Genomic DNA, 25823 nt, shown 5'->3' with positions numbered 1-25823 from the left:
GATGTCGCAAGTTCGAGTCTTGCAAGCGGAGTCAGATATTGTAAGTCCATCTATGTTTCAATAGATGGACTTTTTTGTTATAATATAATAATGAAACTAAAAAAATCGTATCAATTATATGCAAGTTTTGGATTGGTATTTTTCGTTATGCTAGGGTATTTAGTGAAATTTTTCCCGAGTACTTTAACGGGGATTGACCGTCAAATACAGTTAATTGTTAGGCATAATATGTCAGATGGTCTGACTTCTTTTTATAAATTTGTGACTAATTTTGGTGGGACAGTTTATGTTCCTATTCTTTTAAGTATTGTACTTGTTTTTTTAGTGCTGAAAAAATGGTATAGTGAAGCAATTTTTATCAGTTTAAATGTTTCTATTGTCCCTATTTTAATCTCTTTACTGAAACATATTTATGGTCGGACGCGTCCATCCTTACAGCACCTTGTGGTAGAGAATGGGTTGAGTTTCCCTTCAGGGCATGCTAGTACGAGTTTGATGTTTTATGCGTGTCTGATGGTGCTGATATGCCAAAGGCTGCGCAATCGTCAAATGAAGTGGTTAGTTCGTGTGTTAGTTGGCATGTTCATTGTGCTGATCGGTATGTCTCGCATTTATCTGGGGGTACATTATCCTACTGATATTTTGGGTGCTTGGTTGGTGAGTGGTAGTATGTTATTGATGACGTACCCGATATATGACGAATTGCGCTTTAAGTGGCGTTTTAAGGGAGTTCAAAAGTGAATAAGCGATATACGACGTGGAATGATTATCTGCGTGATAATTTTGGTGAGAAGGTTTTTAAAGTGCCGATTGATGCAGGGTTTGATTGTCCGAATCGTGATGGTACTGTGGCGCACGGTGGTTGTACGTTCTGTTCTGTTTCTGGGTCAGGTGATATGATTGTTGCGCCTGAGGAACCGATTCCAGTTCAGGTTGAAAAAGAGATTGAATTTTTACATCAAAAATGGCCGGGTGTTAAGAAGTATATTGCTTATTTTCAAAACTTTACCAATACACATGGACCGGTAGAAGTGCTGCGTGAGCGTTTTGAACAAGCAGTGGATAGACCAGATATTGTCGGCATTAATATTGGGACGCGTCCGGATTGTTTGCCTGATGATGTGCTTGATTATCTGTCTGAACTTAATGAGCGGATGACAGTTTGGGTTGAGCTTGGTTTACAGACGACCTACCAAGAAACGAGTGATTTGATTAATCGTGCACATGATTATCAGACTTACTTGGATGCTGTGGTTAAATTGCGGGCTCGTGGCATTTTGGTTTGTGTGCATTTGATTAATGGTTTGCCGGGAGAAACTCAAGAAATGATGGTTGAAAATGTGCGTCGTGTTGTGGCAGATTCAGATATTCAGGGTATCAAACTTCATTTGTTGCATTTGATGACTGGCACACGAATGCAGCGTGATTTTCATCAGGGAGCTTTGCAGTTGATGGCTTTTGATGATTATGTTAATGTGATTTGTGACCAGCTAGAGATTATTCCAAAAGAAATTTCAATTCATCGTCTGACAGGAGATGCACCGCGTGAGATGTTGATTGGTCCAATGTGGAGTCTGAAGAAGTGGGAAGTACTGAATGCGATTGATGCAGAGTTAGAACGTCGCAATGTTTTTCAGGGAGATAAGGCATGTTAAGACCGCTTGAATTAGCGCACCATTTGTTGGCGGAGATTATCGTTAAGGATGATGTTGTTGTTGACGCGACCATGGGACAGGGGTTTGATACAGTTTTCTTGGCTGGTCTGTCTGACGCTGTTGTTGCCTTTGATGTGCAGGATTTAGCTTTGGAAATGACTGAGAAACGTTTGGCGGAAAATAAGCGACAAGCTAAACTGATTTTGGATGGGCATGAAAATGTGGATAAGTATGTGGATAAGCCGATTAAAGCTGCTATTTTTAATTTGGGTTATTTGCCAAAATCAGATAAAAAAGTGATCACGCAGGCTGAAACGACGCTACCTGCACTGACGAAAATGCTGGAGTTATTGGTTACTGGTGGTCGGATTGCTTTGATGATTTATTATGGTCATGAGGGTGGTCATGAGGAACGGGATGCTGTTTTATCAGTTGTTTCTACCTTGCCACAAAAGACTTATCAGGTGATGCGTTATGGTGGTATCAATCAAATTAATCAACCGCCTTTTTTGGTGATGATTGAGAAGTTAGCGTAGCATGGAAATTAAATTCATATATCTGAGATCTCCGAATATAACTATCTTTAAAAAATAAGTTTGTATCTTTAGATGGTATTTTGATATAATTTTAATTGATGATATCTAAATGTTTGATATTTTCTGAATTTTCTAGTAAAACGAAAGGAAAGATATTTATTTAGAAATGATATCTAAAATTTTAGCTGTTATAGCTATTACTTTTACGAAAAGAGGAAAATATTGATTCTCATATCAGATAGACAAAGACAAATTATTGATGCTTTTTTTCTTGTTGTAGAAGAAGCAAGCGAACCTAAAAAAATAACTATGGACATGATTGCCAAGAGAGCGGGGATTAGTAGGCAAAGTATTTATGACAAACATTTTAGTAATATTGGAGAAATTATTGATAAAATCCATGCGCTTGTCAGTGAAGAATGTGAAGTCAGAATGCAAAAATTCTTCTCTGATGGCTATCGTGATTATAACGACGATTTTTTTAAGTTTTTTGAGCAGGAAATTTTACCGCTTTTATATGAAAAACGCGATTGGTTAAAAATACTCTATAGTAAAGTACTGGATTCTTCCTGGGCTGACTATGCTCATAAGGTTTATACACCCTATATCGAACTTTATATTAAAAAGACAGGTAACCAGTCACCCCTAGCTAATGATTTTATTTGTAGCCTTATCGTGCGACAAATCATTGCGATTATTTCAAATTGGTTGACAAATGATAGACCTGAGCCTGCCTCACTTTTCCAGAAAAAATTTGATTATCTCATCAAAACCTCAACTTATGAATTACTATTTGAAAAATAAAATATACAGAAACGTCTGATGGACGTTTTTTTATTTGAAATTTGAAATATAAAACTTGACAACTTGTCAGGATGATATTAGAGTTTAAAGACTAAAAATTGAGATTTTAAGGTATTTTGTTCTCTGTTTTACTTGACGCTTTGTCTTGTTTTAAGCGAACTAATCATCAATAAAATTTGTTATACTTATTTTGCAAGGAAGATATGAAAAAATATAAAAAATTCTTGCTACTAGAAAAGAGAGATTTACTTATGAAAGCAACAATTGAAGAAACTATTCTCCACATGAAAAATGGTGGACTGACAGTTGTTTTAGATGATAACAATCACGAAAGTGAGGGAGATTTAATTCATCTCGGAACAAAAATGATACCAGAAAATGTTAATTTTATGATTACACAAGCATATGGTCTGTGATGTGTGCCTGTTTCAAGAGAAATTTTAGATCAACTTAATTTAATACAAATGGTCGAAAGTAACACAGAGTCGCATGGGACGAAGTTTACTTTCTCAATTGATGGAACATCAGAGATTACTGGTGTTACAACTGACACCTCTGACTTTGACCGTTCAGATACCATACAAAAAATATTGACTTAAAGCATATGAAACTGATTTTGTTCGTCTAGAACACATTCCCTTCTTGTTAATGAGAGCGGTTGGTGCATTTTGTGAGATTTTATTACCCGATCGTTTAGATTACCTTGAAAAGTTTGCTGATTATTATGAGTTACCTTTGATTACTATTGAGCAACCGACAGATTATTGACAAAATAATGCTAGAGAGGATATAGTAGCGCAACATATCGTTTACAAATAAGCTATTATTCACTTCAACGACTAAACTGGTAGATTGGTTTGAATGGGAGACGTATCGTGCAAGAAAAACTTGATGTTTGAGGGTTCTAAAATGATCATTGCTAATCATAGTAGCTATCTTGATCATTGCGGTTTAACGAAAATTTTACATGATATCAACTCTAATTAAAAAATATTTTATTACAAAACGAGAGGCTTTTGATAAAATATTTTCAAATTGGTGGCCTAAGTATTTGAATTGTGTATCAGTCAATAGAAAAGAGGATGCGACTTCAGCAATGAAACTTTTAAAAAATAAATTGTAAAAGGAAAAAGCTACTGTTGTGATTTACCCTGTATGAAAATTATCGCTAATCTTGCCAGTGAACAGCTAAGTGATAAGCGAATGGGTGAATTTGATACTAAACAAGAGATGTTGGAGATGATGACTAAGCTAAATAGTGGTGGCTTACGAAACCATTGTTTGAGTCATCAGACTTCATCTGAATATCATGAACGTGTTTTGTCTATTGGTAATAGAATGCTTTTGGAGTTTTCTCTAAGTACCTAGGAAAAAACTTTCAGATTGATTGAAATGGCGCGTGCTGAGGGAGCGCATTGCAACAAATAATGGGTTATAAAAATGTGCTTCAAAACCAGAATGAAACGTGTTAAGTTTTTACTTGGACAAACAAAGTCACACGATGATAATAATCCCGAACTTCCATATATTGAGGGAAATTATTTTAATTTCATTGATGATAATACTCAGTTTATGAGCTGTTTAGAGCAAACTGTCGAAAATAATCCAGATAATATCAGATATCTGCTATCTCTTGCTAAAGCTTACAATATAGTCAATCGTTTAGATGATATGGTAGAAATATTAACGCAAATTGGTCAAATTCAAAAAAAAATCAAGTAGATACTCGAACGTAAGGTGGAGGCACTTGCATTTTTAATGGGATATAATCCCAATCTAGAAATGGAGCTAAATTATGGAAACTAAGTTATTTACAAATACTATCATGGTTAATAGCGGTACTCAAACAGTCGAAACATTATTAGAAAATGTTCAAAACATTTTAAAATGGGATTATGAAATTGTTGAGGTGACACCAATTGGTGCCCATAAGTTCAAACTTTATCGTAAACACGGCGCTTTAAATCAACAAGAAATTATCAAAGTTGAAGTAGGGAGAAATGAAGTTAGCTATGTCTCAACTATGGGTAAAGTAGAGTATCGTGTTGTTTGGACGATCGATGAAGTCAATGCTACTCAAACAAGTTTAAGCCAGACGCTTTATCTTGAAAAAAGTGTGTTGACATCACTTGCTAAGGTTATTAGTTCAGTAGTTCAGAATGCTTTTGCAGGAAATTTACAAGTCTTAAAACATCTTTGTGAACTTGAGGAGGTTGCATGAAAGCCGTTATTCAAAGAGATACCAATGGTATTAAGGCACTTGATTTTGGGGAAATTGAGGTAGAGAAATTTCTTCCAACTTCTATTTTAATTAAGACAAGTATGGTACCACTTTTACCCTATGATGTTATGAAGTTAAATGGCAAGATTCCAGTAACTTTACCGCATGTACTAGGTTATGGTGCAGTTGGTAGAGTAGAAAAGGTAGGCAAATTTCGCTCGGAAAAACTTATAAATCAACGTGTTTTGGTACTTAATCCGAGTGGTACATTTAAAGAGAGGATTACTTCTCATATACCACCCTTGACAATTTCGATTCCTGATGCTGTCACTGATTCTCAAGCGGTAAGTGTTGTCGGTGGTTTGGATACAGCTTTTGTCTTGTATAAGAAAATTATAAAAAGTAGTCATCAAATTATTGTTATCACAGGTGCAAATTCCGTGATAGGTTTAGCTTTGCTACAACTTTTGAAATCTTCTGATAAAACTATTGTGCCACTTATCAGAGAGAAATCAGCGAACTATTTTCAAAAACGGTGTAAAGACTATCAGTTACCTGTTTATTCTGGAGATGAAAATTTGAAATTGGAAGCAACTTTAGTAGTTGATATTGCAGGACAAGAAATATTACTAAAATCTTACATTGAACGAGGAGTTGATATCATAAGTATTGCTCAGCAAAATATTTTAGGAGTTCGATTTATTAGTGAGGGGATATTTCCTGGAGAATATGCTAAGTTACTTGAATTGTTGAAAAATGGTGACATTATTCTACCTATTGACCGTGAATTTTACTATCATGAGATCAAAGAGGCGATTAACTATCAAGAAAATTTTCCGAGCCGTGGTAGAAATCTCATTTCTTTTGTTTGAGTATCTGGCAAACACGCTCAAAAAATGCTTGCTATTTTCTGAATTTTCTTGTAAAATGTAGTAAATAGAAAAATCTGTGAGAGAAAGATACCTCTGTCAATTCTAAAGAGAGCGCTTGGTGCTGGGAAAGCGTGTAAAATCAGAGGTTACACATTCTTGAGAGGGCATACGAAATAAAGTAGTGTGTCACGTTTTCCGCGTTAAGGGTGCAGGTCTTGACTTGCTGAGTAGCAGATGGCGACATTTGTTAGAATAAAGGTGGTACCACGTTAAAACGTCCTTGTGAAGTTATTTCACTTGGGCTTTTTTTGCTCAATTAAGAGATGATCTAATGGTAAAATCATGATACTGAAAGCGATGTGGCGTAGCCGAAAATTTTCGTAGAACGCTTTGTTGCTGCGATTACTCGCCACTAAAAGACCTACTGCGACGAGTAACCGCGGGAGCAAATTAGCTTGAAGTTCAAATAAGGAGATTAATATGAAGGGTTTGCGTCAAATAAAACCGTACGTGGCTGGAGCACAGCCGCAAGATAAAAAGATGATTAAAATCAATACCAATGAGAATGCGTTTCCACCGAGTTCAGGTGTTTTAAAAGCTTTGGCAGATTTTGATGGCAGAGAGCTAAGGAAGTATTCATCCTTGGAAAATAATGATTTACGTGGTGTTTTAGCAGATAATTTGGCTGTTCATCAAGATCAAATTATTGTAGGAAATGGCTCAGATGATATTTTAGCTTTGGCTTTCTTGAGTTTTTTCAATTCGACTGATCCGATTCTTTTTCCTGATACGACTTATGGTTTTTACAAGGTTTGGGCGGATTTATTTCGAATACCTTTCGAGGAGGTGCCACTTTCAGATGAATTTGAGATTGTGACAACTGACTATGTTAATAGCGTTAATGGTGGGATTGTGATTGCTAATCCGAATGCACCAACGGGTATTTTCAAAGACTTGTCTGAGGTTGAGGCGATTGTTGCGGCAAATCAAGATGTGGTGGTGATCATTGATGAGGCTTATATTGCTTTTGGTGGTGAATCTGCCTTGCCTTTGCTAGAACAATATGACAATATTTTTATCACTCGGACTTTCTCTAAAGATGCGGCTTTGGCTGGTTTGCGGGTCGGTTATGGAATCGGCTCACCGAAATTGATTTCGGTGATTAATGCGGTGAAAAATTCCTATAATCCTTATTCGGTTGATTTGATCGCTGAGGCATTAGCGACTGCGGCAGTTGTAGATTCAGCTTACTATGCACAGGTCAATGCTGAAATTTCAGTGACACGAGATTGGTTTTCTGCTGAATTACGAGCGCTGGGCTTTGAGGTGCTCCCGTCTAAAACTAACTTCGTTTTGACTAAGCCTGCTAGCATTTCCGCAAGAGAAGTCTTTGAGTTTTTGCAAGCCAAGAAGATTTATGTGCGCTATTTTGGCGATAAGGCGCGGTTGTCGGATTACCTGAGAATTTCAATCGGGACGCAGGATGAAATGAGTAAGGTGATACAAGTGATAGGAGATTTGTTTGAATGAAAAATAAGCAATTAGCGCCGGGCATGCATGATAAGCTGTTCAAGCGGGCGCACAGTGTTTATCAGATTGAAACCAAGGTGTCGAATTTTCTGATGGCGAGTGGGTTTAATCGGATTGATACACCGATGATTGAGTACGCTGGGGTTTTTGAGGATGAGCTAGATAATCATAACTATCATTTGTTTGATAAGCATGGTGATTTGCTTGTGATTCGGCCTGATGTGACGCAGTCGATTGCGCGTGTGGTGGCGACGACTAAGGTAACTTTGCCGATTAAATTTTCTTATAGTGGGAAGGTCTTTAGAAATCATGATGAGCTAAAGGGCTTGCAGAATGAACGGATGCAGGCTGGGATTGAAATCATTGGTTTCGATGCGGCTGTTGCGATTACGGAGGCTTTGGACTTGGCCAAGTCGAGTTTGCATTTGGCAGGGGTGAAGGATTATCGGATTGAACTGAGTCATGCAGGGATTTTGCATACGATTTTTGCAGCATTTGATACGGCGCAAGCTGAGCGATTAGCAAGTCGGATTAAGCACAAGTCAATCACTGGGTTGACGGAGTTTGTTAAGCAGAACCCGAGTGAGTTCGATGCTTTTTTGAGACAATTACCACGCTTGTTTGGACCGGCTGATAAAGTACTGGCTGAGGCTAAGAAATTAGTGACAAATCCTGAGATTTTAGCTGGTTTAGCAGAAATTGAAAATTTGAGTCATGATTTTGCACTATCTACAGTTGACCTCGGGATGCTAGCTAAAAAAGATTATTATACTGGCGTGATGTTTCGGGTCTTTAGTGATAAGGTGCCTTATGCTTTTCTGAGTGGTGGCCGCTATGATAAATTATTTGAGCGTTTTGATGCGGGGGCTGTCAGTGCCGTGGGCTGGGCGCTAGATGTTGATGCGGTTTATGAAGAAATACGTCAAGATATTGTATTTGATGGAGGTGACGCATGATTACGATAGCATTGACGAAAGGGCGGATTGAAAAGGACACGGTCAAAATTTTAGAGCAAGCTGGCTTTGATATGCGGTTTATGGCGGATAAGGGGCGGAATCTGATTTTCATTGATGAACAACAGGATTTGCGATTTTTATTGGTCAAGGCGCCTGATGTGGCGACTTATGTCGAGCATGGGATTGCTGATTTAGGTGTTGTTGGTTCGGATGTTCTCTATGAGCATCCTGGAAATTATTTGGAGATGTTGGACTTGAATATCGGGCTTTGCAAATTTGCGGTGGCGAGTATTCCAAGCTATGATCCGACAGATCACAAGCGTAAGAAGATTGCGACCAAGTATCCTAAGATTGCCACTGATTTCTTTAATAGCAAGGATGAAGATGTAGAGATAGTATCCATTCAAGGCTCTGTAGAGATTGCACCGGTTATCGGCTTGACGGATGCCATTGTCGATATTGTTGAAACAGGTAACACGTTAGTTGCAAATGGTTTGGTCGTCTTTGAGGATATTGTGCGCGTGTCGTCGCGTTTGATTGCTAATAGCGCGAGTATCAAGAAAAATTCGGAAATTATGACATTGATTGACCGCTTGCAGGCGGTTGTCGGAAATGAAGAGGTAGCTTTTAATGGTTAAAATGAAACGTTTGACAGGAAGTGCTAAGGAAATTTCTAAGATTTTGGACGCAGAATATGCGGCTTATGCTAAATCTCAAGATAATTTTGATGAGATTGTCGCAACTATTATTGCGAATGTTCGTAATAATGGGGATACGGCATTGCGGGCGTACTCGGAAGAATTTGATGGGGTGGCGATTTCAGAGTTTGAAGTTTCACGTGAAACAATCCAACAGGCTTTTGATGCCATTGACCCAGATGTTTTATTAGCTTTGCAAAATGCGAAAGAAAATATCCAGTCTTATCACAAACATCAAGTCGAGACTGGATTTGTCGATGCGCAGGCATCAGGTGTCATTCGAGGGCAGCTTGTTTTACCAATTGAGAAAGTTGGTGTCTACGTACCAGGCGGAACGGCAGCTTATCCGTCAAGTGTGCTGATGAATGTTCTGCCAGCGAAAATTGCGGGCGTGCCAGAGATTTATATGGTGACACCACCGCAAACTCAGTTTAATCCAGCCATTTTGGTCGCAGCACAATTAGCGGGTGTGACGAAGATTTTTCAAGTCGGTGGCGCACAAGCCATCGCAGCTTTAGCCTATGGTACTGAGTCAATCCCTAAGGTGGATAAAATCACAGGACCGGGCAATGTCTTTGTGGCAACGGCGAAAAAACAAGTCTTTGGTCAAGTTGGTATTGATATGATTGCAGGGCCGTCTGAAATCGGTGTGATTGCGGACAGCTCTGCTAATGCGGCTTATGTTGCGGCAGATTTGTTGTCGCAAGCTGAGCATGACAAGTTGGCGCGAGCGGTGCTAGTGACTGATTCAATCGAGTTGGCTGATGCGGTTGATCTTGAATTAGAAAAACAACTACAAACTTTACCACGTGAAACTATTGCACGGGCATCTATTGAAAACAACGGTCGAACGATTATTGCTAATTCGGTTGATGAGATGTTTGATTTGATGAATGAGGTGGCGCCTGAACATTTGGAAATCGCTTTGGATGATGCTATGACTTATTTGCCTAAGATTAAGCACGCGGGGAGTATCTTCTTGGGGCATTTCACAAGTGAGCCGATTGGCGACTACTATGCGGGAACAAATCACGTGCTACCAACGTCTGGCACGGCACGTTTTTACAGTGCACTAGGCGTTTATGATTTTGTCAAGAGAAGTCAGTTTACTTATTACAGCCAAGATGCTGTTGTGGCAGCAACAAAAGATATCACGACTTTGGCTTACTCTGAGGGGTTGCAGGCACATGCGCGTGCGATTGAGATTCGTGGGGAAATTGATAAGTGATAGTAAAAAATAGGCTCAGTAGAGTTAGGGGGGAAGATGCAACTTGTTTTAGAAAATATCGATAAGGCATTTGATGATAAACAACTTTTTAATGACGTGACTTTTAAATTTGAGACGGGTAAAATTTATGGTTTGCTTGGTCGAAATGGGTCAGGGAAAACGACTTTGTTTAATTGTATTGCTCGGAATTTATCAGTGGATAGTGGCAGTATTGCTATCATCGATGATGAGGGGCAGAAAATGACAAATTATGAGAACACTGAGATTGGATTTGTCACAACGACGACGCATTTACCTGATTTTATGACGGGGTTAGAATTTGTTCGATTTGTTATGGATTTAAATCGGGAACGTTTGACGACAACCCTTTCGGCTAGTGATAATTTGACGAGATATGGTATCAAAGTCAGTGACCAAAATAAGCTCCTTCGGGATTATTCTCACGGGATGAAAAATAAGGTACAAATGTTAGTAACTGAGGTGACAAACGCACCGATTTATTTATTAGATGAGCCATTGACTAGCTTTGACCCGGTTGCGGCTTACGAGGTCAAGGAGCGGATTCGCGAGTTGAAATCACGAGCGATTGTCATTTTCTCCACGCATATTTTGGAACTTGCCAAGGAGTTATGTGATGAAATTGTTTTATTGCATGACCAAAAATTAGAGGTGTTAGGGAATGATAAACTTCAGTCTCAAGATTTTGAAAAGGAGATTGTGACGATTTTGAGTGAGGAACATGACAATGATGCCTTATCTTAATTTTTATAAAAACTACTTGCAAATTCAAATGACCGAATTTCTGAATGGCTTGTGGTTTTGGTTACGTCGCATACCTTTAATTGGTAAATCCATCTCGCCAAAGTTTTATGGTATGAGAGATTTAAAGACTGTTATTTTAGTGGTTTTTAAATGGTTGAGTTTGCCACTAACGGTACTTAGAAAAAGTTTTTTGGTTTTCATAGCTTGGCTGGTGGCTTTTGGGGTTAAAAATCTTTCTTTACAAAAGGAAAGTGTGTTGTGGGATACTTTTAGAATAGATTATCCTGAGATTTTTCATTGGACATTAACAATATTTCTCCTTTTTTGTATTTTTGAGCAGTTGAGTTTTGTAAAGGCTTCAAGTGGTAGTTTATTTAGAGGAATTGCATTTGCTAAGATGTTTCGACTTTCCTATGGAGATACCTTAAAAAAGCTAAATCGGATAAATCTTGTGATGAGTTTACTCGCCTATATTTTTCCCTTGGGTATTTTAGGATTAATCTATCACCAGTCTTTTGTTGCTATCGTCTTACCGTCTAGTTTTCGCTTATTGACGTTAAATTTTGCTTTATTTTTAGTATCTAAAAATTGGTGGGTAGACATTTTGGATAGCTATCAAAAAAAGATTTTCAAATATAGTTATAATCTCGTCGTTTTTGGGGGAGGGGTATTTGGTCTCTTCTATCTGACATTAGTTCATACGTTAGAGTGGACAGCTCTTTCAGCTTGGATTATCTTGATATTAGCTAGTGTTAGTTTTTTACTAAGTCAGAAAAAGAAATTATCACAAAGGTTTATCCAAAGTATTTTTAGAAATCTCGCATATCATGAGCAAATAGTGACGGAGGCAAGATCAAATCAATCAAATACAGGCTTGAAAGCTGCACAGAAATCAAGTCAAAAAATTGAAGTGACTGATGAGCAAGAATTATTTGATAAATTTTCTGGTATTCAACTCCTGAATCGTTTACTTTTTAAGCGTTATCGGAAGATTTTCAAGAAAAAATTGTTCTACCGTTTAGGGGGCTTGGGACTTGCTTTCTTGATTATACTGGGTGTTTATGCCTATTTAGTTATTCGATTTGGAAAAACAAACTATTTGACGTTTAATCAGGTAGGTAACATTCTACCTAGTATCTTTTTCATCATGTATTTGGCGAGTATATCGAAAGAGGTTGTTGCCATTTACTATACGAAGTGTGACCAAGCGATGTTGAATTATCCTTTTTATCGAACTGAGCAAACCATTTTGCAGAGTTTCATTGGGCGTTTGAAACAATCTTTTATACTCAATACACCCATCGTTGTCGCACTCTTTATTAATGTATTTCTAGGGATACTTTTATTCGGTAAAGCGATACCTTTGAGCTTTTATGGCCTGATTGTTTTTTATGGGGTTGCTGTAAATCTTTTGTTTTCATTTCATGAATTATTTCTCTATTATATTTTGCAACCTTTTGATAGAGAAGGTGGTATGAAAAATCCAATTTTTACCGTTATTAATGGGATATTTTATTATTTCTGTATTCAGAATTATCAATTAGCCAATCGCTTTGATGAAACAACAACGTACGTTTTGACCATTTCAATTATCATTGTGGTTTATGTCAGTCTTGGCTTAATCATAGTTAAACTAAAAGCACCAAAAAGATTTAAATTAAAATAGAAACTGGAGATGAGATGACAAAAGCTAAAGGACTTCTAATCATGGATGTGGACAGTACACTAATTCAGGAAGAAGGGATAGATTTACTAGGTGAGATTGTGGGGAGCGGTGCTGAAATTGCAGACATCACCAGCCGCGCAATGAACGGGGAATTAGATTTCGCTGAAGCGCTAGAGGCGCGGGTGGCACTACTCGAAGGACTACCTGAGACCGTTTTTGCTGAGGTGCGCAAGCAAATTCATTTTACTGAAGGGGCGCGTGACTTAGTTGAGGCCTTGCAGGCCAATGGCTGGAAGGTTGGCGTGGTGTCGGGTGGTTTTCACGAAACAGTTGATGATTTAGCCCGTGAACTTGGGCTTGATTATGTCCGTGCGAATCACCTAGAAATTGTAGACGGACAGCTCACCGGTAAAACGACGGGTGACATTGTCACAAAAGAAGTGAAGTTAGCTAGCCTAAAAAAATGGGCAGCCGAAGTAGGTCTTGAGTTATCACAGACGGTCGCTATGGGTGACGGTGCCAACGATCTCCCAATGATTTTGGCGAGTGGCATTGGAATTGCTTTCAATGCTAAGCCAGTCGTCCGTGAACAAGCACCTTATCAAATCAACACGCCTAATTTAGCGTTAGTCCTAGATATCATTAAAGAAGTGAAAGGTGAATTATGAGACAAGCAGAAATCACACGCAACACAGCAGAAACACAGATTACATTAGCGGTTAATTTAGATGCCCAAACGCCTGTTGATATTCAAACTGGCGTTGGTTTCTTCGACCATATGTTAACCCTTTTCGCAAGTCACGGTCGTATGAGCTTAGTCGTTAAGGCTAATGGTGATTTGCACGTGGATAGTCACCATACGGTTGAAGATGTCGGTATTGCCCTTGGGGTTGCGCTACGTGAGGCATTAGGCGATAAGGCGGGTATCAACCGCTACGGCACCTCTTTTGTGCCGATGGATGAGACATTAGGCATGGCAAGCCTTGATTTGTCAGGTCGCTCATATCTCGTTTTTGATGCTGAGTTCACAAACCCGACTTTGGGGAATTTCGATACTGAATTGGTCGAAGAATTTTTCCAAGCCTTGGCCTTCAATGTGCAAATGAACTTGCACCTGAAAATTTTACATGGTAAAAATAATCATCATAAATCAGAATCTCTTTTTAAGGCAACCGGGCGTGCTTTACGTGAAGCGGTGACTTTGAATCCAGAGATTCATGGCGTGAATTCGACTAAGGGAGTACTGTAAGATGACGATTGCAGTGATTGATTATGATGCAGGTAATACAGCAAATGTCTTACGTGCTTTAAATAAAATCGGTGTTGATGCTGTGTTGACGGCAGACCAAGCTACCATCCGATCAGCGGATGGGTTAATCTTACCGGGTGTCGGTGCTTTTCCAACGGCTATGGCAGAGCTTGAAAAACGTGATTTGGTGGGTGTGATCAAGTCAACTGTCGCAAGTGGTACACCACTCCTGGGCATTTGTCTGGGGATGCAACTTTTGCTGGAGGCATCAGAAGAACACGGGATGACCAGGGGCCTCGGCTTGATTCCGGGCACCTGTCGGGAAATTCCGACTAAGGCAAATTTCCCCGTCCCACACATGGGCTGGAATGCGCTGGACGTCCACCAAAACACGGCTTTGACACCAGAACTTCAGGATAAATATGTCTATTTCGTCCATTCCTACTTCACTGATGTACCGACGGAATTTTTGGATGTAACGGCTGATTATGGTATTAAAGTCCCCGCTATGATTTCACGGGGCAATGTCTACGGGGCGCAATTTCACCCTGAAAAATCAGGAGACGTTGGACTTGGTATCTTAGAAGAATTTAAGGAGGTTGTCTATGCAGATTCTACCAGCAATTGATATTAAGAATGGTCGTGCTGTGCGATTATTTAAAGGTGATTTCGCCCAAGAAACAGTAGTCAATGCTAGTCCATTGGCGCAAGCTGAAATTTTTGCGGTAGCAGGCATCACTTATCTGCACGTTGTTGATTTAGACGGTGCGCTAGATGGTCGGGCAACTTCGGCACCGATTATCGAAGAAATTGTCGCCAAAACAGGGTTAAAAATTGAAGTCGGGGGCGGAATTAGAACCTTAGAGCAGATTTCTGACTACTTGGCAAAAGGTGTTGATCGTGTCATCATCGGGAGTATGGCGGTTAAAAGTCCTGATTTTGTGAAAGCTGCACTTGACCAATTCGGAGCGGATAAGATTGTTGTTGGGATTGATGCTAAAAATGGCTTGGTCGCAACAGAAGGCTGGCTAGAAACATCTGATCTTGATTTTATTAGCCTGGCGCTTGAAATGGAAAAAATCGGGGTTAGACTGTTTGTCTATACCGATGTTGACCGTGATGGTACCTTGACTGGTCCGAACTTTGAGCATTACGAGAAGTTGCAGGCTGCGCTTACAAGTGCTACGGTCATTGCAAGTGGTGGGATTGCTCAGCTTTCCGACCTGACAAAATTAGCTGAAATCGGCGTTGCTGGCACCATTGTCGGCAAGGCTTACTATAATGGTAATGTGAGTCTAGATGAGTTGAGGGAGTTCTGATATGTTAGCAAAACGCATCATACCGTGCTTGGATGTTAAGGATGGGCGCGTGGTTAAGGGGGTCAATTTCGTCAATCTGACGGATGTTGGCGATCCCGCTGAGACGGCGAAGATTTACTATGAACAGGGCTGTGACGAGCTGGTTTTTCTGGATATTACGGCGACGCATGAGGCGCGTGATACCATGGTTGATGTTGTGCGCAAGGTGGCGGATCAGGTTTTTATTCCGTTTACAGTCGGTGGTGGCATTCGCTCGGTTGAGGATATGCACAAGATGCTCAAGGCAGGCGCCGATAAGGTCGGTATTAATTCGAGTGCGGTCGCTAATCCCGATTTGATTCGGCAGGGTGCCGAGAAGTTTGGCAACCAATGTATCGTGGTCGCCATTGACGCTAAAAGACAGGACGACGGTAGTTTTCATGTCTATGTCAATGGTGGTCGTAAGGACACTGGACTGGATGCCATTGAATGGGCGAAAAAGGCAGTTGCCTTGGGCGCAGGCGAGATTCTCTTGACCTCTATGGATAAGGACGGCACCAAGTCTGGCTATGATTTGGCGCTCAATCAAGCCATTGCCACTGTGGTCAATGTACCAGTGATTGCCAGTGGTGGTGCAGGGACGGCTGACGATATTGTCGAAGTCTTTGAAAAAACGCCAGTCACAGCGGCTTTGGCTGCCAGTGTCTTTCACTACGGTGAAATCGACATTCACGATGTGAAAGTCAAAATGAAAGAAAATCAAATCGAGGTGCGCTTATCATGAAAACAGATACTTTTGAATTAGATTTCAAGAAAAGTCCTGATGGTATACTGCCTGTGATTGTCACGGATGTGGCAAACGGGCAGGTGCTCATGTTGGCGTATATGAACGAGGAAAGCTACAAGCTGACCTTGAAAACGCGTGAAACTTGGTATTGGTCCCGTTCCCGTCAAGAACTGTGGCACAAGGGCGAGACATCTGGTCATTATCAACACGTCAAAAAAATCACAGCAGACTGTGATTTGGATACGCTGTTGATTGAGGTCGAACAGATTGGCCCAGCCTGTCATACTGGTGCTAAGTCTTGTTTCTTTAATGACATTTTAGAAGTAGAGGGAGATAAAGCATGATTGATGAATTATACAAGCAAGCTGTGGCACGTCAAAAAGAGCCTAAAGCAGGTTCTTATACCAATTATCTTTTTGACAAAGGCTTGGATAAAATTCTTAAAAAAGTAGGCGAAGAAGCGACAGAAGTCGTCATTGCGGCGAAAAATGCGGACAAAGCAGAAATTGCCAATGAAACAGCAGATATTTTCTACCATATCGCTGTCATGTTAGCAGAAACTGGCGTGACACCTGCTGACGTTCAGGCAGTTTTAGACGAACGGAATGGCAAGCAGTCCAATGTCCATGATCGACCTGAGATTGAGACCTATTAGATAGCAAAAAAACATCTGAATCCCGTGACTAAACTGGTCTATCAGATGTTTTTATATGTTTAGAATTAGGATACTTTTATTAAAGCAGACCAATTTTTTTCAACGGCCAGATACGAAGTTTCGCCTCGCCAACAATATCGCTTTTTTTGAAAGTACCAACTTGACGGGAATCTTGTGAAACTAATCGGTTGTCACCCATTAGGAAGTATTGTCCCTCAGGAACTTTAACTGAAAATTCTGTCTGACTTGCGGCTGATAGTGTAAAAGTCTTGGCATTCTGAGCTAAGCTTTGGAAAAAAGCATTGCCCTGATAAGTTTTTTGCAGGTGGTCTGAGGCGAAAGCTTTTTGATAGTCGGCTAGATAAGGCTCTTTCACAACTTTATCATTGACCATAAGGACATCATTTTTAAAGCTAATTGTATCACCAGGCAAACCAATCACACGTTTCACGATATTTTTAGTCTCGTTAGTCTCCTTATTCAGTTCCTTAGCAACGACGATATCCTGACGCTTGATACTTGCCGTTCTAATAATCACCAGACGCTCCTTGTCAGCTAAAGTCGGGTCCATTGAGTGACCCTCCACAATGACCGGCTGCCACACATAGACACGTAATAAGAGCATGACGATGATAAAAAGGGCAAATGGACCCCATTCTTTTAATAATTTCATTTGGCTAATTTCCTTGCTTTTTCTGTATTTGCGAAGTGCAGTTTAGCGACTTGGCTTAATGCCCCTTCGCCATACTGTTGGATGATTTGAGCAGCAACCATATCTGATTTGTGGCCAGCGCCACTTGGTAGCGTGAGACGAACATCGCGAGATAGGTCGTCTAAGTTGGTGAGAAATAAATCTCGCGCGATGACAGATGACACAGCGACTGCAAAAAATTGGCTTTCTGCCTTTTGGCGCAATGTCACCTGACCTTTGATTTGGTTCTTTTCTTTTTTGAGATACTTAGTATAATTTTTCTCAGTCGTGAAGGCATCGATGATGATATAATCTGGTGCAGTAGATAAAGCTTGTTCTAATAGAAAAATCGCTTGATTGTGTAAGGCGACCTTAACAGAAACAGCATTGTAACCAGAGTTAATGACTTCATTATACTTGCTGGGGGAGAGTAGCAATGCTTGGTGTTGAATTTTTTCTTTTAGAATAGGCGCAATCCGTTGAATTTTGACATCAGTCAATTTTTTAGAGTCGTCAACGCCCAATTTCTTGATGAGTGGTAGATCAGCCTCACTTAGATAAGTTGCGACGACTGCTAAGCCACCGAAATAAGAGCCATTACCGACTTCATCAGTACCAATAATATTAGTTTGCTGGACTGGCACAGAGCTTGTTTCTTGGTAGCCAAATTTTGCGGCATAGGTCTCGGCTTGCTCACCTTGAAACATGACCTTGCCCGAAGTATAGACTGTAATCACGCAGCCCTGTGGTTTAGCTAAAAACTGGATATATGGATTGGCTGAGGGCTGAGCCCAGGCTTGAAAATTTTCAACAAGGCGGGTAATGTCAGCTGCAGACATTTTCAAAACAATGTTCATAAGTACTATTATAGCAAAAAAAACTTGACAAAACGTGTTAAAATGTGATATTATATAAAACGGTATTGTTTACCCCATTTTTAGGTCCCGGAAACTTGAAAATACCGTAGATGAATAAGGAACGATTCAGCTACACCTATGTAAACTACAGATAAAAAATTGGAGAAATCATGAACAAAACTACATATTTCGCTAAACCAGGCGAAGTTGAACGTAAATGGCACGTTGTTGATGCGACAGATATTCCTTTGGGACGTTTGTCAGCAGTTGTTGCGAGCATCCTTCGCGGTAAAAACAAACCACAATACACACAACACACTGACACTGGTGATTTCGTGATCGTTGTCAACGCTGAAAAAGTGAAATTGACTGGTAAAAAAGCATCTGACAAGATCTACTACAAACACTCAATGTACCCAGGTGGATTGAAATCAATCACTGCTGGTGAGTTGCGTGATAAAAATGCAGTTCGTCTTATCGAAACTTCTGTAAAAGGTATGTTGCCACATAACACGCTTGGTCGTGCACAAGGCATGAAACTTAAAGTATTTGTTGGCGCTGAGCACACACATCAAGCTCAAAACCCAGAAGTGCTTGACATTACAGGATTAATCTAAGGAGGACTAGACATTGGCACAAGTACAATACCTCGGCACTGGACGCCGTAAAAATTCAGTAGCTCGTGTACGTTTGGTACCCGGCACTGGTAAAATCACAGTAAACAACAAAGATGTTGAAGAATACATCCCACACGCAGACTTGCGTTTGGTCATCAACCAACCATTTGGCGCAACTGAAACAGTTGGTGCTTACGACGTTCTTGTTAACGTTAATGGTGGTGGTTACGCTGGTCAAGCTGGCGCAATCCGTCACGGGATTTCACGTGCGCTTTTGAACGTAGACCCTGACTTCCGTGCGTCATTGAAACGCGCTGGTTTGTTGACACGTGATGCTCGTATGGTTGAACGTAAAAAAGCAGGTCTCAAAAAAGCCCGTAAAGCAAGTCAATTTTCAAAACGTTAATATCTCTTTCATATCAACGTTTCAAGACACCTTTTGGTTCACACCATTGGGTGTTTTTTTGTTCGTTTTTTGAAAAGTTCACACCAAAATTCACACCATATTCACACCATTGATTTTTAAAGATGACGATAAGCAATTTCTCCGACAGCCATAGGAACAACATTTGAGGTATTGACATAAGTTTGAGTTATATCTATTCCACTATGTGTCAAGGCTTCTGAGATTGCTTCTAAAGAAGTACCAGCTTGTTTGGCTAGAGTTGCTCCAGTATGTCTTAATTTGTGAGGTGTAGCGGGTGCGAGGTTAGCATGTCTCTTTCTAATAGCATTCATTCGATAATTGAGATAATCAGGATGTAATGGTTTGTTTACGTTCCCTTTAGTATCAATGTACGTAAATACAAATTGTTTATTTGTTTGAATGATATTAAATTTTGCAAGCTCATTCTTTTGTTGAACTTTCCAATCTTGAAGCATAATAATTAATTCTTTAGGAATTGAAAAAATAGTCTTTTTATTACTTTTTGTTGACTTGATATTACCGTATTTATCTAATGCTTGAATTAGATGAATTTCAGATTTTTTGAAATCAATGTGTTGCCATTCAAGAGCATAAGTTTCCGATTTTCGATCAGAAAGAAAAAATGTTGTAAAGAATAGAACATAATCTTTTAATTTTAAATCTCCATTTTCTAAATCATCAGCAATTGCTTTCAACCAATCCCTGAGTTCATTCTGAGAGAGATACAAGTCTTCATCACGTCTGGCTTCACGTAACCTGATTTTCTTCGTTGATTTAATGCGTTTTAAAGTTTTAGAAATCTTATTAGATTCAATGTATTCCAATTCTTCCGCCCAATCAAAGATAGAATTAACATAACTTCTTATAACTTTGAAGTTGGCATACTCATCAGCTTTAGCAGTCATTAGATTTAAAATGACTTGCTTATTTTGATTGAGAAAGTTAATCGAGTAATTGCCAAGCATAGGTAAAATATGTTTCTTGAATACTAAAGTAGTATTTTCTACTGTAACTTTTGTAGGCGGTTTAATTGTACTGGTTGTCTGCCCTGCTTTGTAAGATTTCCACCAAACGTGATAGAAAAAATCTGAAAAGAGAATATCGCCATTTGTTTCAAATTCCGAAAGTCTTTCTCCACTCAAAATTTTATCAATTTTGTTTAGCATATCTAGTTCATATTTTTTGGCTTCACTCCTTAATTTAAAACGCTTTTCGATTACTTTTTTACCCGTTCCAAGTGATGATCTGGCTTCCTCTGGAATATAAATTCGTAAACGATACGTTCCGTTTTTTGTTTTTGTTATTGTCATATTGTATTCCTCTTATTTTGAATTGAGCTAGAAAAATACTATGCTTCAATTATAATCAAACTATGGTAAAATTGCTACTGACTTTCAAGCCAACGATTGACTTCGAATTTATTAAATCGAATTGTCTTACCGATTTTTATCTTTGGCAATCCTTTATCAATCCAATTATCAAGCGTGTTATTAGCAATTCCAAGGTATTGACATGCTTGTTTTTTGTTAAGAAAAGGACTTTCGATATTACTATTATTTAGTATCTGTTCAATTTCTTGTTTAATCAAATTTGATAATAAAAGCTGAATTTCGTGTACCTGTTCATCTGGGAGAATAACTTGCATAATTGATAATCCTTTCATTCATATTTTATATACCCTGCATATAACGAATATGCACCGCCCACATCGGAGTGTTCTACAATTAAACTAAAGGTACGCCTGTTAGAAATTAGTAAACCCACATTCCGTCAACTTGCCATTCTTCCGCATTATAATTATGTTCAATAATTCTGCCATAGTTATCTTCAAGAAAAATAGTGTCATTGTCAAATTCTACAATTTCAAGTTCTTCTCTAACACGTGTTTCATAATCTTCTTTTTCAACATCAATTTTCAAATATCTGATTAAAAAAATTTTTGCTTCACGTAATACAACTTTCCAAGCTAAATCATAAGTCATCTTTCATCTCCTTAAATCCTAAAGTCTTTTAAGACTTGTTAAATACAGCCCAATAGTTGAGCTTTTGACTGCTTGTTCAACCAGTGAAATGTACCAAGGTCTCGAACTTTAACCATAATTTGTGGCAAGCTGAAACCGTACTTTGCTAATTCATCTGTATAAGACACTAAGTATCTAACACAATTATCAATAGAGACACAGAAACTATAAACAACATCTTGATAGCGCCTATCTAATTCTAGTAATTCTAATACGTAATCAGACCAGACACTAATTGTTTTGTCGTCAACGTTTGCGTGATTTTCGATTGTTTCTGGTTTGAGTTTGTTCAACTTATCTTGTATTGCTTGTTTTGCTTCAAGACACAATAAATCAATTTGTTTTTCATACTTGATGAGCAACTCACACCATGCTAAAATTTCATTGATTTTGGCATAAGGCGATAGATACAAGTCTTTTTTAAAACTTGCGACTTTTTGCTCAAAAAAATTGAAGTCCTCTATCATCTGGACTTCATCATTCATCGCTCGCATTCTAAATTCTGTTAAATTCATTGATTATTTCCCCTCCACATACCAAAATTGCTTAGCTTCATCAGCTGAAAATGTACGATAAGATACCGTAAGTGGTGGCAGACCTGTCACATTCATTTCTGAAATTAAAATAGAGCCATCATCTTTGACTTGTTCTACAAATGCCACATGACCGTATGTTGGGTCAGAACCGGCTTGACCTTGTACAAAACTTAGAGCAGTATGGAGTTTAGGGTCATGAGAGACAGAATAACCTGCCTTACTTGCCCAATCGCCACCATTGCCCATGAAACTATCAAACTTAATGCCTAACTGATAAGCCCTGTTATAGACGTACCACGTACATTGTCCTTGTGGATATGAACCAGAGCCATTATAGGCTTGACCGCTAAATGATGTGTCAATAGACCAACCACTTGGCACATCAGTTGACATCACACCATTGACAGACTGCCCATTTTCGCTACTAAAGCCTACATGATCTTTGAGTAAGTCATACCACTTTTGGGCATCATCTTGGAGCTTGTCAGCCTTTGTTTGACCGTCACTTAAAGCGACACCCTCATAATATTGTGACCAGTCTAAACTCGCTTGCTTAGGGTCAGTAGAGACGCTCACAAAGTCTTTTGTTCTCTTGTATGCACCGTTTAGTTCAGTAGACACAAGTTTCAACTCAACGTCCATTGACAGTGTTCTACTTTCAGCCTTAGACCAACGATTGCCATTGACCGTATTAGACCAACCAGACCATTGAAAGATACCTGCCACACCACCGCCGATATTTTCGGCTTTAGGGTCAAAGCCTGACTCCCTTTCAGCTACTGCTAAAGCACCACTTGCACCTTGAATGCTAAAGCGTTCTTTACTCATGAGATAGCTTGCTATATCAATGACATTTTTAGCTTTTTCTTCTGAAATGTTAGCTTTACTTGCTAATTCTTTTGGTGTGATTGTCAAGCCACCTGCACTGCTTGAGAAACTATCCGCATTTCCAGAAGTACCACCTGCCACAATCATAAGTAGAAATATAAAAAAAATAGGTATAAACATACCTATCAGAAATAAATGTTTTTTCTTTTTCATTTGATTTTCTTTCTAGGTATGTTGCTACCTCACTTTTTCTTAAATAAACTAGCCACAAACCAGACAGGGATAGCGATTATCCCTACAAAAATAGTTTTGATGATTTTCATAATTATTTTCCTTTCCTCTCAATAATACCGCTATCGAAAATACCACGTTTTGCGTTAGCTGCCTTGATTTTAATATCTCGTCTTTGGTGATTATCAGAAGTTGGTAAAACTGGTGTTTCAGTCAATAATTCTTTACGCAAACGTTCAACCTGCCCCTTATTTCTAGCCTTTCTACTTGAAAGGTCATTTTTAATGCCGTCTGAGAACTTACCTTTGAGTTCATCTTTTCGTTTTTGGTAATTGATAGCTTGTGATGTTTTATCTCTCAAAACCTTATTTTCAGAACGTTGTAGTTTATTACTATCAAATTTTGCGAGTTTCTTTTCAGCTTCATTTTTAGGCATTAAACCAACAGAACTTGAAAATTTAGTTTTCAATTTATCTTTAGAATCAGTCAGAGCTTGTTTAGTATCTGAAAAAGCACCTTTTGTATTTTCCCACTTACCTTTTAAGTTGCTCATTGTCTCTTTTCGTTTAGCTATGGCAAGTTGTTTAGCTTTTTCATCTTGACCGAAACGCAGGTTGTCACTTGTTTTAACAGCACCTTTGACACCTTTTTTAGTGAGCGTTTTGCCAACAGTACCTGTTTTTTTCAGACCGTCAACTTTGCTTTTCGACATTTGATTATGAGTAGATAGACCATTACTTGATAGACTACCACTAGAAGTTGAGAGAGCAGGTGTTTTGTTAAAGTTAAATGGATTTTTGGCATTAGACAGACTTGGTAATGACTTGACAGAATCAAGACTACCTTTTGCCAATTCAGAAACACTTTTCTTAGCTGTATCAAATAGAGAAGTCAACTTATCTCTTTGTTTCCACAAAAGGAAATACAAAGCGAACTGTATGAAAATTGAAATATAATATGAATGTGACACATTTCTAAATGCCATTTCCACAAAGCTATTAAAGATAAGCCCCATTTGCACACCTAATAGACCAGATACTGATAAAGCCGTAAATACGACGATTCTTTTTGCTAAATTACTTGCCATATGTTCAAACTGAGGTAAGATAGACAAGACTAATATAATAGGTGCTACAAATATCGCAAAAACAACAATTAACTGTAACATCCACGTGTACATTAATGTACCAACTGTAATCACAGTTAAAACAAAACCTTTAAACAGGGAAGCTAAAGCAACCATAAATTTATCGGCTATACTTGAAAACCCTAATTTTGTGAAGCCAGCTTCTTTATTCTTCTTAGCATATTTACTAACCGAATCAGTATCGCCTTTTGTCGCAAGCAAAGCCGTTTGTTCACTTTGTACCGAATTTTCAGGTAACTTACTTGTATCAAAGTTCATTTCCTTAAAGGGTTCTTTTACAATGACATTAAATAATTGTGTTTTCAAAGCATTAATTGTACTATCAGACACCTTATCATTTGTCGTTGAAACATTAGCCGTGAAATTGGTTGTAGAAGTTTTTTCAGTCGTATCATTTGCGATTGTTACCTTTGATAAGTTATTAATCAAAGAACTTGTAAAAGTATCTGTAAAACTTTTAGTCACATAAACAATGCGAGTAATAACATGTGTCCCTTTATAAGCACCACTTCCGCTTGAAACTGGTAAGAAAAAAACACCAGCTACAACTATACGAAGTATAACACCTAGAATTTTCTTACCAAACGGTTTACCTTCTGACAAATCTTTGAAAGCACTAATACCCACAAAGACCATAGCCATTGGAAAGATAACAGGTAAGAGTAGTGCTTGCAGAATAGCCTGCATTTTAGATACAAAATCATCTAAATACTGAAAAATATCAATATTAGATACTGCCGATAAAATCAATGAATCTAATAGAAACATCAATTTTGAACCTGCAAAAATCAACTGTACTACCCAATTAATGATTTTAGGGAAAGCCTCTTTAGCACCAAAAAAACCTTTATCCTCAATATACATATAACTTGTATAAGCTGATAAGGCTGACATATCTTTTGCATTAATAGCACCTGCTTCTTTAGCTAGTGCTTCTTGATAATCATTTGAACTATCAATTGTACCTGCTTTTGTTAAGATAGCACTATTATAAGCATTATTTAATGTTGTAATAGCAGAAGCAGTTTTTGTTTTATCATATCCCGCATTTGATAATTTTGAAATAGCCCCTTGATAGAGTAGATTATATTTTTGATAAGTTTCTTCTGTAATCGTAATCGCATTATTACCTTGTGTTTGATTACTTAGATTTTTAATCTCATTAATAATTGTTAGAACTGCTTTATACTCTGGAGTATTAACAATATCGCCTTGGGCATTTGTTACAAACTCAGGTGCTTTAATACCACTATTAGAACCGATAGTATCATTAGTGACAACTGCATTACCTGTGTCTAAAGCGTAGGCTTGACTACCACAAAACAACAGACTTAAAAAGGTTAGCGCAACTAAAATCTTTTTCATTTAAGCCCCGCTTTCCAAGAATTACCAATATCTTTCAGAAAATCTGGTAAGTATCTAATTGTCTTGATGAACGGTTCATAAAGACCAGTCATTTTCAACATCATTAATAAGAATACAAGGAATATGACAACACCTAATACCATATCTACAAGTGATTTTTTGTTTTTCATTGATATTTTCCTTTCA

32 protein-coding genes, 1 pseudogene and 1 other annotated feature are annotated in these 25823 nt (G+C 38.5%); of the genes and pseudogenes, 24 read left to right on the top strand and 9 right to left on the bottom strand.

Translation table 11 applies throughout. The features are described from left to right. Positions 1 to 90 precede the first annotated feature (90 nt). From RR45_RS08560 to hisE, 22 genes and pseudogenes are all read left to right on the top strand, one after another. Positions 91 to 741 (top strand): phosphatase PAP2 family protein, encoded by a 651-nt coding sequence (locus tag RR45_RS08560; protein WP_031367014.1) that lies wholly within the window; start codon positions 91 to 93, stop codon positions 739 to 741. Next, the gene (mnmL, locus tag RR45_RS08555) at positions 738 to 1655 is read left to right on the top strand and encodes a tRNA modification radical SAM protein MnmL/YtqA (protein ID WP_031367015.1); all 918 of its coding nucleotides are present in this window, start codon (positions 738 to 740) and stop codon (positions 1653 to 1655) included. Before RR45_RS08560 ends, mnmL begins: the two co-directional genes overlap by 4 nt. Continuing rightward, positions 1649 to 2191 carry a tRNA 5-(aminomethyl)-2-thiouridylate-methyltransferase MnmM gene (mnmM, locus tag RR45_RS08550; RefSeq protein ID WP_031367016.1) on the top strand — a complete coding sequence of 181 codons (543 nt, stop codon included), beginning with the start codon at positions 1649 to 1651 and terminating at the stop codon, positions 2189 to 2191. The genes mnmL and mnmM overlap by 7 nt, the downstream gene beginning before the upstream one ends. 222 nt (positions 2192 to 2413) lie before the next feature. Next, positions 2414 to 2995 carry a TetR/AcrR family transcriptional regulator gene (locus RR45_RS08545; RefSeq protein ID WP_031367017.1) on the top strand — a complete coding sequence of 194 codons (582 nt, stop codon included), beginning with the start codon at positions 2414 to 2416 and terminating at the stop codon, positions 2993 to 2995. A gap of 203 nt (positions 2996 to 3198) precedes the next feature. After that, positions 3199 to 3594: pseudogene (locus RR45_RS11430) on the top strand (3,4-dihydroxy-2-butanone-4-phosphate synthase). 556 nt (positions 3595 to 4150) lie between these two features. Then, entirely contained in the window at positions 4151 to 4363 is a 213-nt protein-coding gene (locus RR45_RS08530; protein WP_031367019.1) for a hypothetical protein, read from the top strand. 90 nt (positions 4364 to 4453) lie between these two features. Beyond that, entirely contained in the window at positions 4454 to 4717 is a 264-nt protein-coding gene (locus RR45_RS08525; protein ID WP_031367020.1) for a tetratricopeptide repeat protein, read from the top strand. Between the two features lie 73 nt (positions 4718 to 4790). Then, a complete protein-coding gene (locus tag RR45_RS08520) occupies positions 4791 to 5216 on the top strand; it encodes a hypothetical protein (protein ID WP_031367021.1) in 426 nt (141 codons plus the stop codon). Beyond that, on the top strand, positions 5213 to 6088 hold the full coding sequence (locus RR45_RS08515) for a zinc-binding alcohol dehydrogenase family protein (protein WP_031367022.1): 876 nt from the start codon (positions 5213 to 5215) through the stop codon (positions 6086 to 6088). Before RR45_RS08520 ends, RR45_RS08515 begins: the two co-directional genes overlap by 4 nt. A 67-nt stretch (positions 6089 to 6155) precedes the next feature. Then, positions 6156 to 6373: a binding site (T-box leader), on the top strand. Positions 6374 to 6562: 189 nt separating this feature from the next. After that, on the top strand, positions 6563 to 7618 hold the full coding sequence (gene hisC / locus RR45_RS08510; protein ID WP_179295336.1) for a histidinol-phosphate transaminase: 1056 nt from the start codon (positions 6563 to 6565) through the stop codon (positions 7616 to 7618). Further along, positions 7615 to 8574 carry an ATP phosphoribosyltransferase regulatory subunit gene (locus tag RR45_RS08505; protein WP_031367024.1) on the top strand — a complete coding sequence of 320 codons (960 nt, stop codon included), beginning with the start codon at positions 7615 to 7617 and terminating at the stop codon, positions 8572 to 8574. Before hisC ends, RR45_RS08505 begins: the two co-directional genes overlap by 4 nt. Next, entirely contained in the window at positions 8571 to 9212 is a 642-nt protein-coding gene (hisG, locus tag RR45_RS08500) for an ATP phosphoribosyltransferase (RefSeq protein ID WP_031367025.1), read from the top strand. The genes RR45_RS08505 and hisG overlap by 4 nt, the downstream gene beginning before the upstream one ends. A 1-nt stretch (position 9213) precedes the next feature. After that, positions 9214 to 10500 carry a histidinol dehydrogenase gene (gene hisD, locus RR45_RS08495; RefSeq protein WP_031367026.1) on the top strand — a complete coding sequence of 429 codons (1287 nt, stop codon included), beginning with the start codon at positions 9214 to 9216 and terminating at the stop codon, positions 10498 to 10500. Between the two features lie 36 nt (positions 10501 to 10536). Continuing rightward, positions 10537 to 11262 carry an ABC transporter ATP-binding protein gene (locus RR45_RS08490; RefSeq protein ID WP_031367027.1) on the top strand — a complete coding sequence of 242 codons (726 nt, stop codon included), beginning with the start codon at positions 10537 to 10539 and terminating at the stop codon, positions 11260 to 11262. Then, on the top strand, positions 11246 to 12928 hold the full coding sequence (locus tag RR45_RS08485; protein ID WP_143188757.1) for a hypothetical protein: 1683 nt from the start codon (positions 11246 to 11248) through the stop codon (positions 12926 to 12928). The genes RR45_RS08490 and RR45_RS08485 overlap by 17 nt, the downstream gene beginning before the upstream one ends. Positions 12929 to 12942: 14 nt before the next feature. Continuing rightward, positions 12943 to 13596 (top strand): phosphoserine phosphatase SerB, encoded by a 654-nt coding sequence (gene serB, locus RR45_RS08480; RefSeq protein ID WP_031367029.1) that lies wholly within the window; start codon positions 12943 to 12945, stop codon positions 13594 to 13596. Further along, positions 13593 to 14177, top strand: coding sequence for an imidazoleglycerol-phosphate dehydratase HisB (gene hisB / locus RR45_RS08475; protein ID WP_031367030.1), 585 nt, complete (start codon positions 13593 to 13595; stop codon positions 14175 to 14177). Before serB ends, hisB begins: the two co-directional genes overlap by 4 nt. 1 nt (position 14178) lies before the next feature. Continuing rightward, positions 14179 to 14805 (top strand): imidazole glycerol phosphate synthase subunit HisH, encoded by a 627-nt coding sequence (gene hisH / locus RR45_RS08470; protein ID WP_031367031.1) that lies wholly within the window; start codon positions 14179 to 14181, stop codon positions 14803 to 14805. Beyond that, positions 14783 to 15496, top strand: a complete 714-nt coding sequence (gene hisA / locus RR45_RS08465) for a 1-(5-phosphoribosyl)-5-[(5-phosphoribosylamino)methylideneamino]imidazole-4-carboxamide isomerase (protein ID WP_031367032.1) — start codon at positions 14783 to 14785, stop codon at positions 15494 to 15496. The genes hisH and hisA overlap by 23 nt, the downstream gene beginning before the upstream one ends. Before the next feature lies 1 nt (position 15497). Next, the gene (gene hisF, locus RR45_RS08460) at positions 15498 to 16259 is read left to right on the top strand and encodes an imidazole glycerol phosphate synthase subunit HisF (protein WP_031367033.1); all 762 of its coding nucleotides are present in this window, start codon (positions 15498 to 15500) and stop codon (positions 16257 to 16259) included. Further along, positions 16256 to 16606: a phosphoribosyl-AMP cyclohydrolase gene (hisI, locus tag RR45_RS08455; protein WP_031367034.1), complete on the top strand. Its 351-nt coding sequence runs from the start codon at positions 16256 to 16258 to the stop codon at positions 16604 to 16606. The genes hisF and hisI overlap by 4 nt, the downstream gene beginning before the upstream one ends. After that, a complete protein-coding gene (gene hisE / locus RR45_RS08450; protein WP_031367035.1) occupies positions 16603 to 16917 on the top strand; it encodes a phosphoribosyl-ATP diphosphatase in 315 nt (104 codons plus the stop codon). The genes hisI and hisE overlap by 4 nt, the downstream gene beginning before the upstream one ends. Positions 16918 to 16996: 79 nt before the next feature. Here hisE and lepB read toward each other — a convergent pair whose 3' ends face one another. Together lepB and rnhC are read right to left on the bottom strand one after the other, a co-directional pair. After that, positions 16997 to 17590 carry a signal peptidase I gene (gene lepB, locus RR45_RS08445; RefSeq protein WP_031367036.1) on the bottom strand — a complete coding sequence of 198 codons (594 nt, stop codon included), beginning with the start codon at positions 17588 to 17590 and terminating at the stop codon, positions 16997 to 16999. Then, positions 17587 to 18465: a ribonuclease HIII gene (gene rnhC, locus RR45_RS08440; RefSeq protein WP_031367037.1), complete on the bottom strand. Its 879-nt coding sequence runs from the start codon at positions 18463 to 18465 to the stop codon at positions 17587 to 17589. Before rnhC ends, lepB begins: the two co-directional genes overlap by 4 nt. Positions 18466 to 18635: 170 nt before the next feature. Here rnhC and rplM point away from each other — a divergent pair, with 170 nt between their 5' ends. Next, the gene (gene rplM / locus RR45_RS08435; RefSeq protein ID WP_031367038.1) at positions 18636 to 19082 is read left to right on the top strand and encodes a 50S ribosomal protein L13; all 447 of its coding nucleotides are present in this window, start codon (positions 18636 to 18638) and stop codon (positions 19080 to 19082) included. 13 nt (positions 19083 to 19095) lie between these two features. Continuing rightward, on the top strand, positions 19096 to 19488 hold the full coding sequence (gene rpsI, locus RR45_RS08430) for a 30S ribosomal protein S9 (RefSeq protein ID WP_003137384.1): 393 nt from the start codon (positions 19096 to 19098) through the stop codon (positions 19486 to 19488). A 116-nt stretch (positions 19489 to 19604) separates the two neighbouring features. Here rpsI and RR45_RS08425 read toward each other — a convergent pair whose 3' ends face one another. The 7 genes from RR45_RS08425 to RR45_RS11260 all read right to left on the bottom strand — a co-directional run bounded on the left by RR45_RS08425 (position 19605) and on the right by RR45_RS11260 (position 25807). Continuing rightward, positions 19605 to 20819, bottom strand: coding sequence for a tyrosine-type recombinase/integrase (locus RR45_RS08425; protein ID WP_031367039.1), 1215 nt, complete (start codon positions 20817 to 20819; stop codon positions 19605 to 19607). Between the two features lie 74 nt (positions 20820 to 20893). Further along, on the bottom strand, positions 20894 to 21154 hold the full coding sequence (locus RR45_RS08420) for a helix-turn-helix domain-containing protein (RefSeq protein ID WP_003137379.1): 261 nt from the start codon (positions 21152 to 21154) through the stop codon (positions 20894 to 20896). Positions 21155 to 21260: 106 nt separating this feature from the next. Further along, on the bottom strand, positions 21261 to 21491 hold the full coding sequence (locus RR45_RS08415; RefSeq protein ID WP_031367040.1) for a hypothetical protein: 231 nt from the start codon (positions 21489 to 21491) through the stop codon (positions 21261 to 21263). A 38-nt stretch (positions 21492 to 21529) separates the two neighbouring features. After that, on the bottom strand, positions 21530 to 22045 hold the full coding sequence (locus RR45_RS08410) for a hypothetical protein (protein ID WP_031367041.1): 516 nt from the start codon (positions 22043 to 22045) through the stop codon (positions 21530 to 21532). A gap of 3 nt (positions 22046 to 22048) precedes the next feature. Then, positions 22049 to 23107, bottom strand: coding sequence for a phage tail tip lysozyme (locus tag RR45_RS08405; protein WP_031367042.1), 1059 nt, complete (start codon positions 23105 to 23107; stop codon positions 22049 to 22051). A 112-nt stretch (positions 23108 to 23219) separates the two neighbouring features. Then, on the bottom strand, positions 23220 to 25637 hold the full coding sequence (locus tag RR45_RS08400) for a hypothetical protein (protein ID WP_031367043.1): 2418 nt from the start codon (positions 25635 to 25637) through the stop codon (positions 23220 to 23222). Continuing rightward, positions 25634 to 25807, bottom strand: coding sequence for a hypothetical protein (locus RR45_RS11260; RefSeq protein WP_167362605.1), 174 nt, complete (start codon positions 25805 to 25807; stop codon positions 25634 to 25636). The genes RR45_RS08400 and RR45_RS11260 overlap by 4 nt, the downstream gene beginning before the upstream one ends. Positions 25808 to 25823 lie beyond the last annotated feature (16 nt).

It is taken from the genome of Pseudolactococcus chungangensis CAU 28 = DSM 22330 (assembly GCF_002441885.1).
Lineage (GTDB): Bacteria > Bacillota > Bacilli > Lactobacillales > Streptococcaceae > Pseudolactococcus > Pseudolactococcus chungangensis.
The sequence above is the reverse complement of the archived record's forward strand: the minus strand, read 5'-3'. Positions and strand labels throughout refer to the sequence as shown.

What these genes read in the sequence shown, in the direction of transcription:
- hisB (WP_031367030.1), top strand. Translation starts at nt 13,593, where the DNA reads ATGAGACAAGCAGAAATCACACGCAACACAGCAGAAACACAGATTACA.
- RR45_RS08410 (WP_031367041.1), bottom strand. Translation starts at nt 22,045, where the DNA reads ATGAATTTAACAGAATTTAGAATGCGAGCGATGAATGATGAAGTCCAG.
- hisE (WP_031367035.1), top strand. Translation starts at nt 16,603, where the DNA reads ATGATTGATGAATTATACAAGCAAGCTGTGGCACGTCAAAAAGAGCCT.
- RR45_RS11260 (WP_167362605.1), bottom strand. Translation starts at nt 25,807, where the DNA reads ATGAAAAACAAAAAATCACTTGTAGATATGGTATTAGGTGTTGTCATA.
- RR45_RS08520 (WP_031367021.1), top strand. Translation starts at nt 4,791, where the DNA reads ATGGAAACTAAGTTATTTACAAATACTATCATGGTTAATAGCGGTACT.
- hisI (WP_031367034.1), top strand. Translation starts at nt 16,256, where the DNA reads ATGAAAACAGATACTTTTGAATTAGATTTCAAGAAAAGTCCTGATGGT.
- serB (WP_031367029.1), top strand. Translation starts at nt 12,943, where the DNA reads ATGACAAAAGCTAAAGGACTTCTAATCATGGATGTGGACAGTACACTA.
- RR45_RS08560 (WP_031367014.1), top strand. Translation starts at nt 91, where the DNA reads ATGAAACTAAAAAAATCGTATCAATTATATGCAAGTTTTGGATTGGTA.
- RR45_RS08425 (WP_031367039.1), bottom strand. Translation starts at nt 20,819, where the DNA reads ATGACAATAACAAAAACAAAAAACGGAACGTATCGTTTACGAATTTAT.
- RR45_RS08400 (WP_031367043.1), bottom strand. Translation starts at nt 25,637, where the DNA reads ATGAAAAAGATTTTAGTTGCGCTAACCTTTTTAAGTCTGTTGTTTTGT.
- hisA (WP_031367032.1), top strand. Translation starts at nt 14,783, where the DNA reads ATGCAGATTCTACCAGCAATTGATATTAAGAATGGTCGTGCTGTGCGA.
- RR45_RS08530 (WP_031367019.1), top strand. Translation starts at nt 4,151, where the DNA reads ATGAAAATTATCGCTAATCTTGCCAGTGAACAGCTAAGTGATAAGCGA.
- rnhC (WP_031367037.1), bottom strand. Translation starts at nt 18,465, where the DNA reads ATGAACATTGTTTTGAAAATGTCTGCAGCTGACATTACCCGCCTTGTT.
- RR45_RS08515 (WP_031367022.1), top strand. Translation starts at nt 5,213, where the DNA reads ATGAAAGCCGTTATTCAAAGAGATACCAATGGTATTAAGGCACTTGAT.
- hisH (WP_031367031.1), top strand. Translation starts at nt 14,179, where the DNA reads ATGACGATTGCAGTGATTGATTATGATGCAGGTAATACAGCAAATGTC.
- RR45_RS08415 (WP_031367040.1), bottom strand. Translation starts at nt 21,491, where the DNA reads ATGACTTATGATTTAGCTTGGAAAGTTGTATTACGTGAAGCAAAAATT.
- RR45_RS08405 (WP_031367042.1), bottom strand. Translation starts at nt 23,107, where the DNA reads ATGAAAAAGAAAAAACATTTATTTCTGATAGGTATGTTTATACCTATT.
- RR45_RS08525 (WP_031367020.1), top strand. Translation starts at nt 4,454, where the DNA reads ATGAAACGTGTTAAGTTTTTACTTGGACAAACAAAGTCACACGATGAT.
- RR45_RS08420 (WP_003137379.1), bottom strand. Translation starts at nt 21,154, where the DNA reads ATGCAAGTTATTCTCCCAGATGAACAGGTACACGAAATTCAGCTTTTA.
- hisF (WP_031367033.1), top strand. Translation starts at nt 15,498, where the DNA reads ATGTTAGCAAAACGCATCATACCGTGCTTGGATGTTAAGGATGGGCGC.
- RR45_RS08485 (WP_143188757.1), top strand. Translation starts at nt 11,246, where the DNA reads ATGATGCCTTATCTTAATTTTTATAAAAACTACTTGCAAATTCAAATG.
- RR45_RS08490 (WP_031367027.1), top strand. Translation starts at nt 10,537, where the DNA reads ATGCAACTTGTTTTAGAAAATATCGATAAGGCATTTGATGATAAACAA.
- rplM (WP_031367038.1), top strand. Translation starts at nt 18,636, where the DNA reads ATGAACAAAACTACATATTTCGCTAAACCAGGCGAAGTTGAACGTAAA.
- lepB (WP_031367036.1), bottom strand. Translation starts at nt 17,590, where the DNA reads ATGAAATTATTAAAAGAATGGGGTCCATTTGCCCTTTTTATCATCGTC.
- RR45_RS08505 (WP_031367024.1), top strand. Translation starts at nt 7,615, where the DNA reads ATGAAAAATAAGCAATTAGCGCCGGGCATGCATGATAAGCTGTTCAAG.
- hisD (WP_031367026.1), top strand. Translation starts at nt 9,214, where the DNA reads ATGAAACGTTTGACAGGAAGTGCTAAGGAAATTTCTAAGATTTTGGAC.
- hisG (WP_031367025.1), top strand. Translation starts at nt 8,571, where the DNA reads ATGATTACGATAGCATTGACGAAAGGGCGGATTGAAAAGGACACGGTC.
- mnmM (WP_031367016.1), top strand. Translation starts at nt 1,649, where the DNA reads ATGTTAAGACCGCTTGAATTAGCGCACCATTTGTTGGCGGAGATTATC.